We start from the raw sequence: 15,449 nt of genomic DNA on the forward strand, positions 1-15,449 counted from the left end.
GGGACGTGGCGGCAGCGCAGAACATCCTGGCTAGGGCCTGGACGGGGCCTTCGGGGGTAGCAATACCATGCCCGAGAAGCCCTGGACTTTAGTCCGGGGAGTCGTCACACGGGGGACAGACAACCTTGACGGCGTCGGGAGAGATCTTCTCACCTTTTCCCGAGATACCGGTTTTTCCCTAGATACCGGTTGGGTGGAACGTATGGAAAACCTGTTGGTCACCTTTATCGGGCGAAGCGGGTTACAGGCTGGACGACCCCGCAAGACGGAGGCCCGGGAGAAGCTTCTGGAGAAACTGGCCACCCTGGGCAGCGCCGCCCAGGAAGACTACGACCTCCTTCGGCGTGTGCGCAACGCCATCGCCCACGGCACGCGCCCCCAGGGGGGAGACGCGCAGAGGGCCGTGCAGTCCCTGGAGGAGCTGGAGAAGCTGTACAGGCGAGGAAGGGACCTTTTCCACTGCATTAGGGAGGTGCGCCCTTGAAACACATCCTGATGCTGAGCCTGGGCCCCGTTCAGGACTTCATCGCCACCGCCCGAAGAACCCGGGACCTTTACGCGGGAAGCCGCCTCCTATCCGAGGCAGCCCAGCAGGTGGCCAGGCACCTGGCGGGGGAAGTGGGGGAGGAGCAGCTCATCTTTCCCGCCCCCGGAGGGGAGGTTAGCCTGGAGGAACTGGGCAAGGCAGGCATTCCCAACGTGATCCTGGCCCTGGTGCCCGAGGGCAAGGACCCGAAGGCCCTGGGGGAGAAGGCCCTCGAGGCGGCCCGGGCCTACCTGAAGGCCAAGGCGATGGAGGTTTTTAGAGGGCGCCAGGACCACCTCTTCCTGGACACCGCCCTCGCCCAGGTGGAGGACCTGCTGGAGGGCTACTACGCCTATGCGCCCCTGGGGGCAAAGGAGGACTATGCCTCCACCAGGGGGAGGGTGGCGGCGCTGCTAGCCGCCCGCAAGAACACCCGGGATTTCGCCCAGGTCACCTGGGGCTCGGCGGCCTTCAAGAGCTCCCTGGATGGGGCCCGGGAGAGCGTGCTGCTCCTCCCCGACAAGCCCGAGGAGGCCAACCGGGCACGGGTGACGCTGGGCCTGCGACCAGGGGAGTACCTGTCCGGTCCGGACCTCCTCAAGCGCTGGTGGCCCGTGGGGGAGGGGTTTGTGAGCACCACCCACATGGCCGCCCTCCCCTTCTGGGAAGGGGCCAAGGCCCGGGGGCTGGAGGGGCGGGTGCGGGAGGCCTTGGCGGAGGTGGCAAGGCTGGTGGGTGAGGAGGCCCGCTCCCAAACCTGGCACCCCGTGCTCCGGGACACCCCCTTTGGGGACTACGACGTCCGCCTCCTTTACGAAACCCGCCTGGAGGAGTTCACCTCCTTGGCGGAGGACCCCTCCCGCCTCGAGGCGGTGCGCAAGCGCCTGCAAACCCTCTGGGCCGAGCTGAGGCAAAAGGGCCTTCCCCCACCGGGTACCTACTACGCCCTCCTCCACGCGGACGGGGACCGGATGGGGGAGACCCTGGACGGCCTCCAGAACCCCGAGGCCCACCGGGCCTTTTCCAACGCCCTGGCCCGGGAGTTTGCCCTGAAGGTGAAGGGCATCGTGGAGAGGCACGGCGGGGGACTGGTCTACTCGGGCGGGGATGACGTTTTGGCCCTTCTTCCCCTGCATAGGGCCCTGGCCTGCGCCCGGGCCCTGGCTGAGCGGTTCCGGGAGGTCATGGCCCCCTACGGCAAGGGCGGCGTGCTCCCGAGCCTCTCCGTGGGCCTGGCGGTGGTGCACCACCTGGAGCCCCTACAGGATGCCCTGGACCTGGCCCGCAGGGCGGAGAAGAAGGCGAAGGAGGACCAACCGAAGCGCAACGCCCTGGCGGTGATCTATAGCCCCCGCTCCGGCTCGGAACTGGCGGTGCGGGGACGGTGGGACGAAAGCCCCCGCCTCACCCAGCGCCTCCTGCGCTATGCGGACCTCATCCGCCTGGAGGCGGTGCCCTCGAGGGCGGCCTACGAGCTCAAGGAGCTGATCCGGGAGGCCGGGGATGTGTTATCCGAGGAGGCCCTGGTGGCCGAGGCCATGAGGATTCTTAAGAGAAAGGAGATGAAGGAGGCCTACCGGGAGGAGCTCGCCCATTGGATCCGGACCAAGGAGCACGTGGAGCGCCTCGCCCACGAGCTCATCCTGGCCCGGCCCTTCGCGGAGGCCATGGAGCAGGCGGGGGTGCCCGTGGAAAGCCGGGAGGTGTGGGATGCTCATTGAGCCCAGGGATTCCCTGATTGTTCGGGACGGGAGGCCCTTCACCAATAGCCCCGGGGCCCGTGCCCGGAGCCTGCCCTTTCCCCTGCCGCAAACCCTGGCGGGGGCTTACCGCAGTCGGCGGGGCCTCCAAGAAGGCCTCCGGTTCCCGGAGGAGGCGGAGAGGGTGCTCTCCTGGGGTGTCAAGGGCCCCCTGCTGGCGGAGGAAGGGGAGGGGGGGTGGCGCCTCCTCGCGCCCAGGCCCCTGGATGCCGTGCGCCTGGGGGAAACCGTCTATCCCCTGGCACCCCTTGAGCCCCCGGAAGGGGCGGGCACCAACCTTCCCCAGGACCTCCTGCCCGTGGCCCTCGAGGACCCCTCCCTCAAGGAGAAGCCTGGCCGCTTGCCCTCCTGGTGGTACTGGGAAAACTTCCAAAACTGGCTGCTGAACCCCCATACCGGCTTCCGGGTGGAGGGGCAGGACGGTCCCGTCCCCGAGGCGCGCACCCACGTGAGCCTGGATCCCAGCACGGGCACGGGCCTCGAGGGGGCCCTCTTCCAGACCCAGGGCCTGGAGTTTCGCGTGAAACGGAAACGGGATAAGGAATCGGGGTTTGGAGGGAGGCTGGCCCTGGTCCTCTGGCCAGAGGACGGGGTATCCGTGGAGGGAATCCACCCCCTGGGCGGGGAGCGGCGCCTGGCTTACTGGCACTCAGGGGGCCCACAGATTCCCCTTGTGCCGGAACGGCTTGTGGAGGCCCTCCTGCAGAACCGGGCCGCCCGGCTGGTCCTCCTTACCCCCGCCTTCTTCCACGGGGCCTACCTCCCCGAGGAGGGAAGGTTCCTGGGGGCCACCGCGGTGGCCGCGGCGGTGGGCCGGCCCCTGGTGGTGTCCGGCTGGGACCTCAAGGCGGGAAGGCCCAAACCCACCCGCAGGGCGGTGCCCGCAGGAAGCGTGTACTTCCTCCGCCTGCCCCAGGCGTGGGGGGAGGCCGAGGTGCGGGAGTGGATTGCAGGTATCTGGTTCCAAAACCTTTCCGACCGGGAGCAAGACCGCAAGGACGGCTACGGCCTGGCGGCGCTGGGGGTCTGGAGCGGAAGACCCCTTAAGTGGAGGTGAGGATGCGGCGGGTCAAGGAGTGGAGCGAGGCCTACGCCCCCCGGCTCAGGGAAGAGGGCGAGGTCCGGTACCGGTACGATGGGGTGCCCCTGGTGAAGGTGGAGCGTACCTACAGGCTCCTCACCCCCCTGTTCGGGGGAGGCGTGGAGCCCCGCCTGGCCGACCCCGTGACCGTGGTGCGAGGCACCGAGGTGCGGGGGCAACTCCGCTTCTGGTGGCGGGCCGTTCGGGGCTGGCAGGCCGAAGGGGACCTGAAGAGGCTTTTTGACCTCGAGGCGGCCATCTTCGGCAGCGCCGGGGAAGGGGGGGCTTCCCCTGTGGCCGTGGAGGTGGAGGTGCTGGAGAAGGGAAGGGAGGCCATCCCGTACCAGGACATCCCTGGCAAAAAGTTTCCTAGACCCCTACCTGACATCGCCCACCCTTACGTGGCCTTTCCCCTGCAACGCACCCGCCAGGACCCCAGAAACTACCCCGTGCAGCAAGGGATCCGCTTCAAGCTCCGCCTCATGTATCCCGAAGCGGTTTCGCTGGAAACGGAGCGCCTAGACCTTCGCCAGGAGCTGGAGGCGGCCCTTTGGGCTTGGGAAACCTTCGGTGGAATCGGTGCCAGGACCCGCAGGGGCTTCGGGGCCCTCGCTGCGGAAGGGTCCAAAGCCCCCACGGAGGACGAGATCAGGGAAGGGCTGAGGCGGTTCAGCCGGGAAAAGGGTTGGCCGGAAGGGGTTCCCCATCTTACGCCCAGCAGCGTGATCCGGGTCGTGACCCTTTCCTGGAGGGAGGTGGTGGACCGATACCAGGCCTTCCGGCAGGCGCGCAACAAAGGGAGCCATCCCAAGCGCCCGGGGCGGTCCTTGTGGCCTGAGCCCGATGAGATCCGCCGGCTCGCGGGGCGTTATGCCCCCAACCATGCCCCAAGGCATAGCCTGCGTAAGTTTCCCCGGGGCCAGTTTGGCCTGCCCATCATCTTTCATTTCAAGGACAAGGACCAAGGGGACCCTTCCGACGCCACCCTCAAGCCGCAGGACAAAGACCTGGACCGCATGGCCAGCCCCCTGCTGTTCCGGCCCCTGGAGGACAATCGGTGCGTGGTGGCGGTCCTCGAGGGGCCCCGGGTTCCGCCAGGGGGGGTCGTTTTGGAAATCTCCTCTAGAATCTTTCCCGTGGGGGTGTTCCTGACCCCAGCTGAGGCCCAAATGTTGCCTTTTTTGAAGGGCGAGGAGGACCCGGTGCGGGCCTTTGTCGAGTCCCTTTAGGAGGTGTGGAGATGAGCCACAGTGGAGAAACGGTCACGGCTTTAACCCTGGTGCACGCCCTAAGCCCCCTGCACGCCGGTACCGGGCAGGGGATTGGGGCCATTGACCTCCCCATAGCCCGGGAAAAGGCCACAGGCATCCCCTACCTGCCCGGTAGCTCCCTCAAGGGGGTCCTGCGGGACCGGGCCCAAGGGGAGGGTTGGGATCAGAACACCCTATTCGCTGTATTTGGTCCGGACACTTCGGAGTCGTCGGAGCATGCGGGGGCCCTTCAGGTGGGGGATGCTAAGCTCTTACTCCTACCGGTGCGAAGCCTTTATGGGGTTTTCGCCCACGTCACCAGCCCATATCTCTTGGAACGCTTCCAGAGGGAAGCCGAGCTCTCAAGCCTCCAGGTGCCCGAGCTTTCCGGACTTCCCCAAAGGGAAGGGGTGAGGGTGGCCCCGGGCTCCCTGTTGGTGGAAGGAGGGGTGGTTTACCTGGAGGACCTGGACCTCAAAGCCCACGAGGATCCGGCCCTAACCGCATGGGAGGCCTGGTTCAGGGAAAGGACCAAGGCCCCGGTTAAGGGCCGTCTGGCTGTGGTCCACGACGACCTCATGGCCTACCTCCTGGAAACCGCCACGGAGGTGGTGGCCCGCATCCGCCTGGACGACGAAACCAAAACCGTGGCCCGCGGAGCCCTTTGGTATGAGGAGAACCTACCTGCGGAAAGCCTCCTTTACAGCCTGATGCGGGCGGAGAGGTCCAGGCGGAAGGGCACCGAGCTGGCCCCTGAAGGAGTGTTGGCCATGGTGAAGGGGCTTCTGGAGCGACCCCTGCAACTGGGAGGCAAGGCCACGGTGGGCCGGGGGCTTTGCCGGATAACGTTAGGAGGTTAGGCCATGCGCACCCGCTCCCAGACCTGGGCGCAGGACGCCTATGAGAGGGTAAAGGAGAGGGCGAAAAGGGGGGACGCCCGCGAGTACAAGGACATGGCCCTAAAGTTTCCCGTGCTGGTGCGGCAGGCAGGCCTCTCCCAGGCCCTGGCCTTCGTGGACTCCCGGGGAAAGGAGGCCCACAAGGCCTTGGGGGACGACCTGGCCAGGACCCTGGGGCACGGGGGTTTACGGGACCTGGCGGAAAAAGCCCGCAAAGCGGAGCTCCTCCAGTACCTGCGCCTCACCCGGGAGGTCCTGGTGGTGGCGGAATGGTACAAGCGCTTCGCCCAGGCCCTGATTGAGGGGTAGACCATGGGCCGTAGGCTTGCCTTGGATCGCGTTCGGTTTCCCGGGGGGAATACCCATCTGGGACTCTGGTTGGACAAGTTTTTGAAGAGCTCCGATAAAGACGACACCGAGAGTAAGCGAGCCCTGATAAGGGAGGTGGCGGGCAAGCGGGAACCCGAGGAGTACAAGGCCTTTTTCCAACGGTACCGGGAGGCCCTCGAGGCGGTGGGGGCTGAGCTCCGCACCGCCCATACCCTGGGCCGCCTGGTGGTGGGCCTTGGAGGCGAGGGGGTTTTGGAGACCAGCATCACCCTCCACCGCACCTACGGGGTGCCCTACATCCCCGGCAGTGCCCTCAAGGGCCTCGCCAGCCGCTTTGCCCACCTCTACCTGGAAGGGGAGGCCTGGCGGCGGAACCTGAGGGAGTTCAAGCGGGGTAATGCCCAGGAAGCCCTCTTCGGGACCACCGAGGAGCAGGGCATGGTGGTTTTCTTCGACGCCCTGCCCGAACCCGGCACCTGGGAACTCCGCCCCGACATCCTGAATCCCCACCACCAGGCGTATAACGCTGGAGGACAAGCACCCCCGGCGGACTGGGACAGCCCCATTCCCGTTCCCTTCCTGAGCGCTACCGGAACCTTTCTCCTCGCCCTGGCCCCCGCTCCAGGGGTGGACCCAGGGGCAGCTCGGCCCTGGCTGGATGCGGCCTGGCAAATCCTCTCCTGGGCCCTGAAGGAGGAGGGTGTGGGGGCCAAAACCTCCTCGGGTTACGGCCGCATGAACCTGGTAGGAAGCTCCTCCAAAGAGGGAAAGAACGCTCCCGGGGCAGTGGCCATGTCAGCCGAGCTGAACAACCTTCTTACCGAGGTTAGGTCCCTGAGTTACAGGGTATTCACGGACTTTCTGCGAAAAAGGGCTCTGGTCATAGTATCCCTCTCCCCTGAGGAAACAGCCGTTCTCCGGCTGGCCCTCCAGGAGAAGAAGTTTCTCGCCAACCCCAAGGATTTGAAGGCCGAGGCCAAGAAGGACCCTGCCCTGCAAAAGGTACTTGCTAAGCTAGAAGTTTAGCGTGGGAGTGAGCCGCTAGCGTGCTTTTAGGGTGCTCTGTCCTGGGAGGCCTGGGATTTCCGCCCCCTGGGCGGGTGGGACTTGGGCGGGGAAGGCCAGACCCTCCAGCGCTGCAGGACGCCCCTACGCACCGTAACCACCCCCAAACCACCCTTGGCCCTGGTCAAGGGGTCGGCAGGGTACCAGGTAACCAATCGGCAAAGGCCTTCTCCAGGTCCTCAGGAAAAGCCCAGATCATGCCTTTCTCTAAGCGCTGAGGCCTCTGGAAACCGAATACGCGCAGGTTGCGATCTTCCAGAACGTCCGTACTCAGGAGCTTTTCAGGTCGCAATCCCCTTTCGGGGAAGCATCTCTTGCAACACTTTACCGGGCTCCCCCTTTCGTGGTGGGAGTTTGACGTCGCAATCCCCTTTCGGGGAAGCATCTCTTGCAACAACTCCCGCGGTCTTTCCGAATGCGTGGAAGAAGTTTGGCAGGTCGCAATCCCCTTTCGGGGAAGCATCTCTTGCAACTCGTCTTCCAGGACGGGCGGGTGGCCTACTGCGGCACTCTGTCGCAATCCCCTTTCGGGGAAGCATCTCTTGCAACCTTGCCAAACTCACCCTGACCCCCGGAAACTGGGACTTGGTGTCGCAATCCCCTTTCGGGGAAGCATCTCTTGCAACTCCATCTACGTCCACGCCCCCGACTACGACCTCTCCGAGTCGCAATCCCCTTTCGGGGAAGCATCTCTTGCAACTCTACGACGAGGACGACGATGACGACCCGACCTACGCATAGTCGCAATCCCCTTTCGGGGAAGCATCTCTTGCAACCCAGCGTGACGGTGAACTACAGGCCGGCCCTGGTGGAGGCGTCGCAATCCCCTTTCGGGGAAGCATCTCTTGCAACGGTACCCCCCTTAGAACATCGTCCTGGACGGTGCTCCTGGAGGGGGGGTTTGTGAGAATCATGAAGGCTGGAATATACACATGGCGAATAAAGGGGGTTTTGCGGGGTTTAGCTCGTTGCAAAGCCACTGCAGGAGCGGTCGATAAGCAGGTGAAAACGCATATTGCCCTTGCGCAGGAGGAAAATCGGCTTTCAAGATCCTCGTCCGGCTTTCCGGACACCCCGATTATAGCACTTGAACGTAACGGTGTACTCGGTCAAACGGATCCTGGCTTTATACCGTTTGCGATGAACCGGACCAATACTTACCCAATCGATACCATTCCTTTGCGGCGTGTCAAGTCACCTAGTAAAAGTGAACACGTCACATTTGCAAGCCTTGTCGATGGGTAAAAACTACCCTCCCTATTAGGCCTCGGGCCCAGAAGGGGCTAGGCGGGTTGTAGCTAGGCGAGGGTAACCAGCCTGCCTACAGCCCAGCCTAGAGGGTACCCGTCCTTGGGCCGCAAGGCTCCTACCGTCTTGCGGGTCTTGGGCTCCTGTCCTTCGGGATGGTCCTCCGGCAGGAGCAGGGCGAGGCGGAGGGCAAGCCTTCCGGAGCCGTACCCCACGCGGATAGGGAAGACCTCGGGGTCCTTAAGGCGCCTCTCCAGCTCCTCGTAAACCTCGAGGGCCCTCGCAAGCCCGTGCTCCTCCGCATAACTCCTTTCCCACTCCGCCACCCTCCCGTAGTACTCCCTGAGGGCCCTCACCAGCTCCCTGGGTGGTATCGCTCCGGCCACGCCCCGGTGGCGGGCTAAGCCCCCCTGGTAGCGGAAGAGGAACTGGAACCGGCTTCCCATGCGGAAGGTTTCCGCCAGGACCACGGTGCCGTCCATCTTCCCCAAGGGGTGGTGGATGCCGATACGGTTCAAAAACCCTTCCCCCGGGTTCGAGTCCGTGAGCCGGACGGCACGGAAGGGGTCCTTGTAAAGGTCGAGCTGGTAGCCCCGTTCCTTCAAGGTGGCGTAGCCTAGGACTACGCCCTCAAAGACCTGGTTATCCCCGAGCCTTGGGCTTCTCCGGGGGATTACCCGGACCTCCCCCTTGGACCGTCTGAACTCCCAGACCCCTCCCCGGAAGACCAAATCTTCCCCCTTCTGCACCAGGCTCCAGAAGAGCCAGGCGGTGCGCAGGGCGCCCTTCACGCTGGAGCCGGGAAGGTAGGCACCCAGAGGAGAGTAGGGAAGGGGGCGGAACTCCAGAAGCGCCTCCTGATGGGCCCCCAAAACCATGTCCAGGAAGGCCTTGCTGGCGGGCAGGCTCCGGAGGATGGCCTCTTTGGGAATCTGCCCCTCCTGGTAGAGGTACTGGAGCACCTCCTGGGCCCCCTTGGGCCCCTCGGCCACCTTGGCCAGGAAGGCCCGTCGCCTCTCGGGGGAAAGGTGAAGGAAGAGGACTGAGGGGTCCAGGATGTGGACGGCCTTTGCGGAGCGATCGGGCACGTAAGCGTAGGCGGGAAAGGCTTCCCCCGTTCCCACGTGGACCGGGCTTAGAAGCTCCAACTCCAACCGGTAACTTTCCAGGAAGCTCATACCCTCACCCCCAGCGGGAAGACCTGCAGGACCTCGTAGACTTTCACCCCCGGTTCCGGGGGGGGATCGGGGGTCAGCTCCAGGAGCACGGGCCCGGGATCCCGTCGGTACACGCTTCCCTCCCGGGTACGCAGGTAACTTTTCTTGAAGGGCTTGGCCCCCGCGTATCCGCCCCCCAGGCGGCCCCAGTAGGGTTCCAGCTCGTAGTAGAGGGCCTCCTCCAGGGGGCCAGGGGCTAAGGAGGCGTAGCCGGTGGGCTCCCTGGCCTCGGGCAGCTCCACCTCCTCCTTGTCCACCAGGCGGAAGACCCCCATCCCCACGCTGGCAAGCCCCAAAAAGCCCATCTCCCCCACGAAGCGGAGGCCCTCGGCCAGGTCAAAGGGGGGTTCGCCCGTCACGTAGAGGGCGTACTCCCCTTCCGGGTAAAGGAGCTCCTGGGTGAAGAGGATTCCCTTCCTTGCCCCCCCGGTGCCCCGGTCGATGCCCACCCGCACCCGCCGAAGCCTCCTGGGCCCGGGGGGCTTAAGTTTTCCCGTGACCTCAGGAGCCTCGAGGAGAGCCTCCTCCCCCTTCTCCGCCACCCGCTGGAAGGTCTCGAAGCTAAGAAGGCGCAGGCCCTTGAGCTCCTTGCGCAGTTTGGTTTCCTCCACCTGCAAAGGCCGTACCCTGGGCCTGGGAAGCCAGCCCCGGGGGAAGGCGCTGGAGATCCGGAAGGGAAGGCCCTTGCTTTGGAAGCCCTCCAGCAGCTCCTCCAGGGCCTCCTTCCCGTAGGCGTAGCGGTACCACCAGAAGAGGTGCCCCAGGATGGCGGGGGCCTGGGGAAGGGCCCGCAAGCCCCCCTGGAAGCGCAGGTAGTAGGCCTGGGCCTTCATAGGGTTTGGGTCTCGACGAGCAGGCGCTCCTCGAGGGGCAGGCCCTCCTGTGCCTCCGGGGGTTTTTCGGGATGGAGGAAGAACACCTGCCCGTACCCGCGGCTGATGTGGCCCCCAAGTCCATCCAGCTCGAGAAGCCTTAAGGCCCGGAGGAGGTACTTTTGGAAGTACTCTTCGTCCAGGTCGTCCAGGATCCGGTAGGTCATCTCCACGGCGAAGCGGCTTCCCGCCGGCACCCTCTCCGTGGTCCTGGGGTTGGCGTTCCCCCCGAGCCTGGGGATGAACACCTCCTGCTTGATCTCCGTGAGGTATCCACCCCGGGCCACGGTGCGCTCCAGCTCCTCTTTGGAGTCCGGGGTGAGGTAGGCATCCCGCACCAAAAGCCGGGTGGGGCCCCTCTCCCGGGCCACTTCCAGGGCTTTTCCCTCGTTTTCCGGGGCCAGGCCAAAGATGCGGGCCACGGGGTCCCTCGGATCCTCCGAGGCGAACACGTGCTTGTCCTTGGCCTTGAGGATATAGTCCCCGCCCAGGCTCCACTCCAACAGGTAGCGGAGCTTCCCCTTAAGGCTGGAGCCGGGGATATAGGGCTCGTCCGTGAGGGGGTTGCGGATCACCGGGTTGTCCAGGTCTCCGATGGCCATCTGGTCCCGGCTCATTCCGATCCTCAAGCCCGTCTTGGCCAGCAGGATGGCCCGAATGCGCTTTATGGCTTTAAGCTTCATCCCTCACCTCGCTTTCGCGTAAAAGTAAGCCAAAACCGCCTCCACGTACTTCATCATGGCCAGGAAGTCCTCCGGGCTCCGCTTACCTGCGTCCAGGGCTTCATCCAGGAAGCCCACGAAGGCGTTGGCTCCCTTCAGGGGCCCGTTGGCCCGGGTGTTGTAGGCCAGCTTCGCCTTCAGGAGCTCCAGTTGGGGCACCAGTTTCTGGAACGCCCTTTCCGGGTCCGTCCTCCTTTCCTTAAGAAACCGGTTTTCCAGGGCCCTGAGCTCGGCGAAGTAGTTCCGAAACTGGCTGGACTTGACCCTTCCTTCCTTGGCGATGTCCTCGGCCACCTGCTTGGCCTGCGTGAAGATATCCGGGTTTAGAACCTCCCTCTTCTCGTCCCGAAAGAACGCCAGCCCTGCCATCCCTACCTCCTTTCCCTGTAAAGCGCCCACTGCACCCACACGGGCAGGAACTGCCACGGGGGTTGGGTGTGGTCCAGAAGGTCCAGATACCGCTTCCAAGCGCCATCGTCCTTTTCTCTGACGCGCCGAAGGGCGTAGGCCAAAAGGGGCTTGTACCGCATCCTCTCCGCCTCTCCAAGGCCCTTGCGGCCCCAATGCCCCTGCCAAAGGCCAAGCCACCGGTACACCTGAGCCTTGCTCACCCTCTCGGCCTCGAGGTCCCGCCTAAGCTCTTCCATCCAGTCGCGGCGAAGCTTCCGCAGGGTTTCCCAGGGAACCGCCTGCCCGAAGAGGAAAAGCCTCCCCCTCCCTTGCCGCTTGGCCTCCGCTTCCCCCTCCTGCAGAAGCCGGGCCATGGAGGGAACCGGGGTTTTGCCGCCGAAGACCTGGAAGCTTCCGGAGAGGGTCAAGGCCTCGTGGCGGACGTAGAGCCGGTAGAGCCGCTCCAGGTCCAAGGCGAACTCCAGCACCGCATCCCAGGGCCCGAGCAGGAAAAGGTCGTCCCCGCCGGAATACACGCTGTAGATGAGGGGGTAGTGGGCGGCCTTCTCCCTGGCCTCCACATCGTTCCACCCAAGCCTGTTCTTGTAGGTGACTGGGTTGCGGATGAGCTCCAGCACCTCCACGGCGAAGAACCACTCCAGTGAGCGGGAGAGGGAAGCGATGCGGCTCGGGGTGGCGAGGCTATGCCCATTTCGCTGGAAGCCCGTGGCGAAGGCCTCGCCCATGCGGTCCGCATCCAGAAGGAGGCCTCCCAGGTAAGGAGCCCCCTGGGACAGGGCCGCCAGCTCGCTAAAGGTGAGGGGTCGGTCTTCACCGGTACCCTCCTCCTCCCAAAGGCCTTCCTCCGCCACCCAGGCCTGGTACTCCTCGAGGGATTTCCCCGTGGCCCTCAGGGCATGGGCCATCGTGGGCAGGTGGCCAAGCAGGGGCTTCACCTCAAAAGGTAGCCCGTCGGGGCCAAAGACGGGCCAGCCCCGTTGGACGTGGAGGGCGTGGGGGGGCGGGCTTCCGCTCCATAGCCCTACCGCCAGAGCAGGGAAGCGGTAGAAGGGCCTTGGGGGGTCGTCCCGGAAAAAAGCCACCCCATACGCCTGGGGAAGCCTTCCCCCGATCTCCCGCTCCCGCTCGCATCCAGGGCAGAGGGCCCCGGGTTCGTCCTCCCGAGCAGGCCTCAGGCCACAGGCGGCGCAGGGCCTTAACGCTGGCCTAAGGGAGTCTCGGGTGGCTTCCAGGAAGCCTAGGGGCCTGAGCTTGACCTCGGCCAGCTTCTGGTGGAGCCGCTGGAGGAGGACGTGAAAGCTGGCAAACTCCCTCCCGGAAAAGGGCAGCCAGGCCAGGTGGGGCAGGAGGCTTGCCCCCATCTCCCAGGCCCAGGCCTCCCATTCCCTCCGGAGGCTTTCCAGAAGCTTCAAAGCCCCAGGGGTGTTCGGAAGAAGCAGGTAGAACTTGCCCCCGGCCCCCATGATGCGGTTCAGAGGGGTGAGGCCCAGGCCCTGCAGGATCCCCAGCGCCATGGCCTCCGCGGCCAGGCTCACCTCGAGGCTGCGTGCCCTTAGCCGCTTGGCGATGCCCCCCACCCCGGTCTCCGCCCCCGCCACCCGATAGATGTGGCCCTGGATGCCGCCAAGGTCCCCCACCACCAGGAGGAACTTCTCCGCGTCCTGGCGGAGCTCCTCCACCGAGGCCTGCCCCCCGTGGTACAGCCAAAGGGCATGGGCGATAGCAGCGGTAAGGCGCAGGTGGTCGTACAGGGACACGTCGGGCTCGGACTGGGTGTCGGCAGGTACCAGGGTCAGGGACTCCTGCAGGATCGCCGCCAGGGATAGGAGAAGGGCCTCAGGGCTGGTGGGAGCGTGCGAAGCCAGTTCACCCATGCGCTTTCCCACCCTTTCCTCCAACCGGCGGTACACGTCCTTCCCGATGTTGGGCCGCCCCTCTGGGTAGGGGGCCCCGGGCCTCAGGCCCTCCCCTAGGCGGTGGACGGGGCTCAGGGCCAACCGCTCACCCTCCCGCTCCTGAAGCCAGAGTTGGTGGAACACCGAAAGCAAAGGGGTGTCCGGCACCGAGCCTGACCCGGCCTGCGCAGCCTCCTCTCGCTCCTGGGAAGCATAGGTGTCCGCCAGGGCCACGCACCACTCCTCGGGGGTTTGCGGCTGGAACTCCGGTGCCTCCCTCCAGCCCTCATGGTGGCGTTGCACGGTCCGCTGGAGCCAGCCCGGGTCAAGCCCCGCTTGCCGGAAAAGCCCACCATGCTGCTCCACGAAGCGAGCGCTGAAGGCCGGGTGGCGGGCCCTCCCTTCCCGCTCTCCCCAGCGAGCGCGCTGGAAGAGTTTGCCAATATCGTGGAGAAGGCCGGCTAGGGCGAGGGCGATTCCTTCGGGCATAGTTTGCCTTAGTGTACCAGGCTGCCAGGCGAGGCCTCTGACATCCTCCCCGTTCTGAAGAACGGGGGTTCCTACATGGAACCTTGGAGGTTGGAGTCTGTATGAGCCGAAACCCATACCTTTACTCCACCCAGCCCCCTCCCAACGGAAGGAGCCTGGCCCTTATGGGGCCGGGCCGTGTCAGGCGGCCCATGCCGCAGCACATCAAGCGCGGCGGCAGCGATGTTGAGGCTGGCTACCACATCGGCGTTGCCCTGGTAGCCGCAGGCCACACATCGGAAGATGGCCTGCGTGGTCCGGTTGGAACGGTCAGCGTGTCCGCAGCGGGGGCAGGTGCGGCTGGTCCCTCTTGGGTCCACAAAGACCACCTGCACCCCCTTCCTGGCGGCCTTGTACTGCACGAAGTCCACCAGTTGGCGGAAGGCCCAACTGTTCAGCGTGCGGTTGAACTTTTTGCTCCCCCTCACCCTGTCCCGTATCCCGTCCAGCCGCTCAAGGGCCAGGACGGGGTTCGGGTACCGGGCCGCCAGGTCCACCAGCTGCTTGCTGACCTTGTGGTTGATGTGGGTCATCCAACGCCGCTCCTTGCTCCCTATAGCCCTCACCAGGTCGGTGCGGCGGTGGCGCTGGAGACGCTGGCGGAGGGAAGCAAACCGCTCCCGGCGGTGGCGGATGGGCTTTCCGTTCACAACCAGGCAGCCTTGGGGATGTTTTGCGGTCAAGAGGCGTGCGATCCCGAGGTCCACCCCGATGACGGTCACTTGACCGTCCCCGTCACGGACGGTAGGGGTGTGGGGCACGCTCAGGGGCAGCATCACGAACCACTCGTCGCCCCGTCTAAAGAGTCGGGCGTCCCCCTTAACGTACTGGAGCTTGTCCCGGAAGTGGGCGGGGACGCTCAAGGGAAACCACAGGAACTCACCCTTCTTTTCCGTGGAAACCCGCAGGGCCGTGCCTACCACCTTGTAGGCGCTAACCCCCAGGCCGATGCGCTGGGTGCGTACCCTGGGTTTCCCGGCCCGCCTCTTTTTCTTGCGCAGCCCGAAGTGGCTTCTGGCAACCTGTACGGCCTCGTTCACCGCCATCCGGCAGTATTCGGAAGGCAGGCCCAAGGCTCGGATGGAGCTGTAGGTGGCGGCATGGATCTTCCCCCTGTTGGAAGTCTTGGCGCTCAGAGCGTAGTCCAGTGCCAGCTGCACCCCCTGATGGAAGAGCCCTGCGGTCCGGTCGAGCCATTCCCGCTTGGCCTTACTGGGGAAGCGCAGCTTGAGCACCACGGCTTCTGCCCTGGGCATGGAATCAGTATACCAAGAGCCATGCGGAAGTACCGCCCTGCGGGCGGCTTTCGTTTCCTCAAGACTTGTTTTGCCTTCGGCAAAAGCAGCTCCGCATTGAAATGCGGAGCATCCACGAAAGGAGTTTTGTGAAATACCTTCGTGTGCTACTTGACCCCAACCCCTGGGATGTGAAAAAAGAGGGGGTGCTATGCTTCCAAACCGAGAGCACCCCCTCTACTATCTTGACGCAGAAACCCTCCTCGTGGCCATCTACATCTGGGTGGACGACGAGCTCAAGGCCCTTCAGGCCCAAGGGTTCAAGCTCCCCAGAAAGCAAAGGCACCAGAAAGCCACCTTGGCTGAACTCCTGGCCCTGGCCATCTTTCTCCTGCTGCAGGGCCAGGACC

13 protein-coding genes, 1 pseudogene and 1 CRISPR repeat array are annotated in these 15,449 nt (G+C 65.0%); of the genes and pseudogenes, 8 read left to right on the forward strand and 6 right to left on the reverse strand.

Annotation, left to right across the window (positions count from 1 at the left end):
- Nucleotides 1–202 precede the first annotated feature (202 nt).
- The 7 genes from F604_RS0109700 to cmr6 are packed head-to-tail and all read left to right on the forward strand — an operon-like array spanning nt 203 to nt 6,872.
- On the forward strand, nt 203–484 hold the full coding sequence (locus F604_RS0109700) for a hypothetical protein (RefSeq protein ID WP_019551483.1): 282 nt from the start codon (nt 203–205) through the stop codon (nt 482–484).
- Complete coding sequence (gene cas10 / locus F604_RS0109705; protein WP_026329112.1) at nt 481–2,247, forward strand: type III-B CRISPR-associated protein Cas10/Cmr2; 1,767 nt, start codon at nt 481–483, stop codon at nt 2,245–2,247. Before F604_RS0109700 ends, cas10 (F604_RS0109705) begins: the two co-directional genes overlap by 4 nt.
- The gene (locus F604_RS0109710) at nt 2,237–3,343 is read left to right on the forward strand and encodes a type III-B CRISPR module-associated protein Cmr3 (protein WP_019551485.1); all 1,107 of its coding nucleotides are present in this window, start codon (nt 2,237–2,239) and stop codon (nt 3,341–3,343) included. Before cas10 (F604_RS0109705) ends, F604_RS0109710 begins: the two co-directional genes overlap by 11 nt.
- Nucleotides 3,344–3,345: 2 nt before the next feature.
- Nucleotides 3,346–4,596 (forward strand): type III-B CRISPR module RAMP protein Cmr1, encoded by a 1,251-nt coding sequence (cmr1, locus tag F604_RS0109715; protein ID WP_019551486.1) that lies wholly within the window; start codon nt 3,346–3,348, stop codon nt 4,594–4,596.
- 11 nt (nt 4,597–4,607) lie between these two features.
- On the forward strand, nt 4,608–5,477 hold the full coding sequence (cmr4, locus tag F604_RS0109720; RefSeq protein ID WP_019551487.1) for a type III-B CRISPR module RAMP protein Cmr4: 870 nt from the start codon (nt 4,608–4,610) through the stop codon (nt 5,475–5,477).
- Nucleotides 5,478–5,480: 3 nt separating this feature from the next.
- Nucleotides 5,481–5,825 carry a type III-B CRISPR module-associated protein Cmr5 gene (cmr5, locus tag F604_RS0109725; RefSeq protein ID WP_019551488.1) on the forward strand — a complete coding sequence of 115 codons (345 nt, stop codon included), beginning with the start codon at nt 5,481–5,483 and terminating at the stop codon, nt 5,823–5,825.
- A gap of 3 nt (nt 5,826–5,828) precedes the next feature.
- Nucleotides 5,829–6,872 carry a type III-B CRISPR module RAMP protein Cmr6 gene (gene cmr6, locus F604_RS0109730; protein WP_019551489.1) on the forward strand — a complete coding sequence of 348 codons (1,044 nt, stop codon included), beginning with the start codon at nt 5,829–5,831 and terminating at the stop codon, nt 6,870–6,872.
- 324 nt (nt 6,873–7,196) lie between these two features.
- Nucleotides 7,197–7,763: a CRISPR direct-repeat array (repeat unit 36 nt; unit sequence GTCGCAATCCCCTTTCGGGGAAGCATCTCTTGCAAC).
- Between the two features lie 446 nt (nt 7,764–8,209).
- Here the strand turns inward: cmr6 and csm5 are convergent.
- From csm5 to F604_RS0109760, 6 genes are all read right to left on the reverse strand, one after another.
- Complete coding sequence (gene csm5, locus F604_RS0109735) at nt 8,210–9,337, reverse strand: type III-A CRISPR-associated RAMP protein Csm5 (RefSeq protein WP_019551490.1); 1,128 nt, start codon at nt 9,335–9,337, stop codon at nt 8,210–8,212.
- On the reverse strand, nt 9,334–10,209 hold the full coding sequence (gene csm4 / locus F604_RS0109740) for a type III-A CRISPR-associated RAMP protein Csm4 (RefSeq protein WP_019551491.1): 876 nt from the start codon (nt 10,207–10,209) through the stop codon (nt 9,334–9,336). The genes csm5 and csm4 overlap by 4 nt, the downstream gene beginning before the upstream one ends.
- Nucleotides 10,206–10,931: a type III-A CRISPR-associated RAMP protein Csm3 gene (gene csm3 / locus F604_RS0109745; protein ID WP_019551492.1), complete on the reverse strand. Its 726-nt coding sequence runs from the start codon at nt 10,929–10,931 to the stop codon at nt 10,206–10,208. Before csm3 ends, csm4 begins: the two co-directional genes overlap by 4 nt.
- Nucleotides 10,932–10,934: 3 nt before the next feature.
- Nucleotides 10,935–11,339, reverse strand: coding sequence for a type III-A CRISPR-associated protein Csm2 (gene csm2, locus F604_RS0109750; protein WP_019551493.1), 405 nt, complete (start codon nt 11,337–11,339; stop codon nt 10,935–10,937).
- 2 nt (nt 11,340–11,341) lie between these two features.
- The gene (cas10, locus tag F604_RS0109755; RefSeq protein ID WP_019551494.1) at nt 11,342–13,765 is read right to left on the reverse strand and encodes a type III-A CRISPR-associated protein Cas10/Csm1; all 2,424 of its coding nucleotides are present in this window, start codon (nt 13,763–13,765) and stop codon (nt 11,342–11,344) included.
- 71 nt (nt 13,766–13,836) lie between these two features.
- Nucleotides 13,837–15,060: an RNA-guided endonuclease InsQ/TnpB family protein gene (locus tag F604_RS0109760; RefSeq protein WP_081624248.1), complete on the reverse strand. Its 1,224-nt coding sequence runs from the start codon at nt 15,058–15,060 to the stop codon at nt 13,837–13,839.
- A gap of 190 nt (nt 15,061–15,250) precedes the next feature.
- Here F604_RS0109760 and F604_RS12110 point away from each other — a divergent pair.
- A pseudogene (locus tag F604_RS12110) lies at nt 15,251–15,449 on the forward strand (transposase); the annotation flags it as partial.

The organism is Thermus scotoductus DSM 8553 (assembly GCF_000381045.1).
Taxonomy (GTDB): Bacteria; Deinococcota; Deinococci; order Deinococcales; family Thermaceae; genus Thermus; species Thermus scotoductus.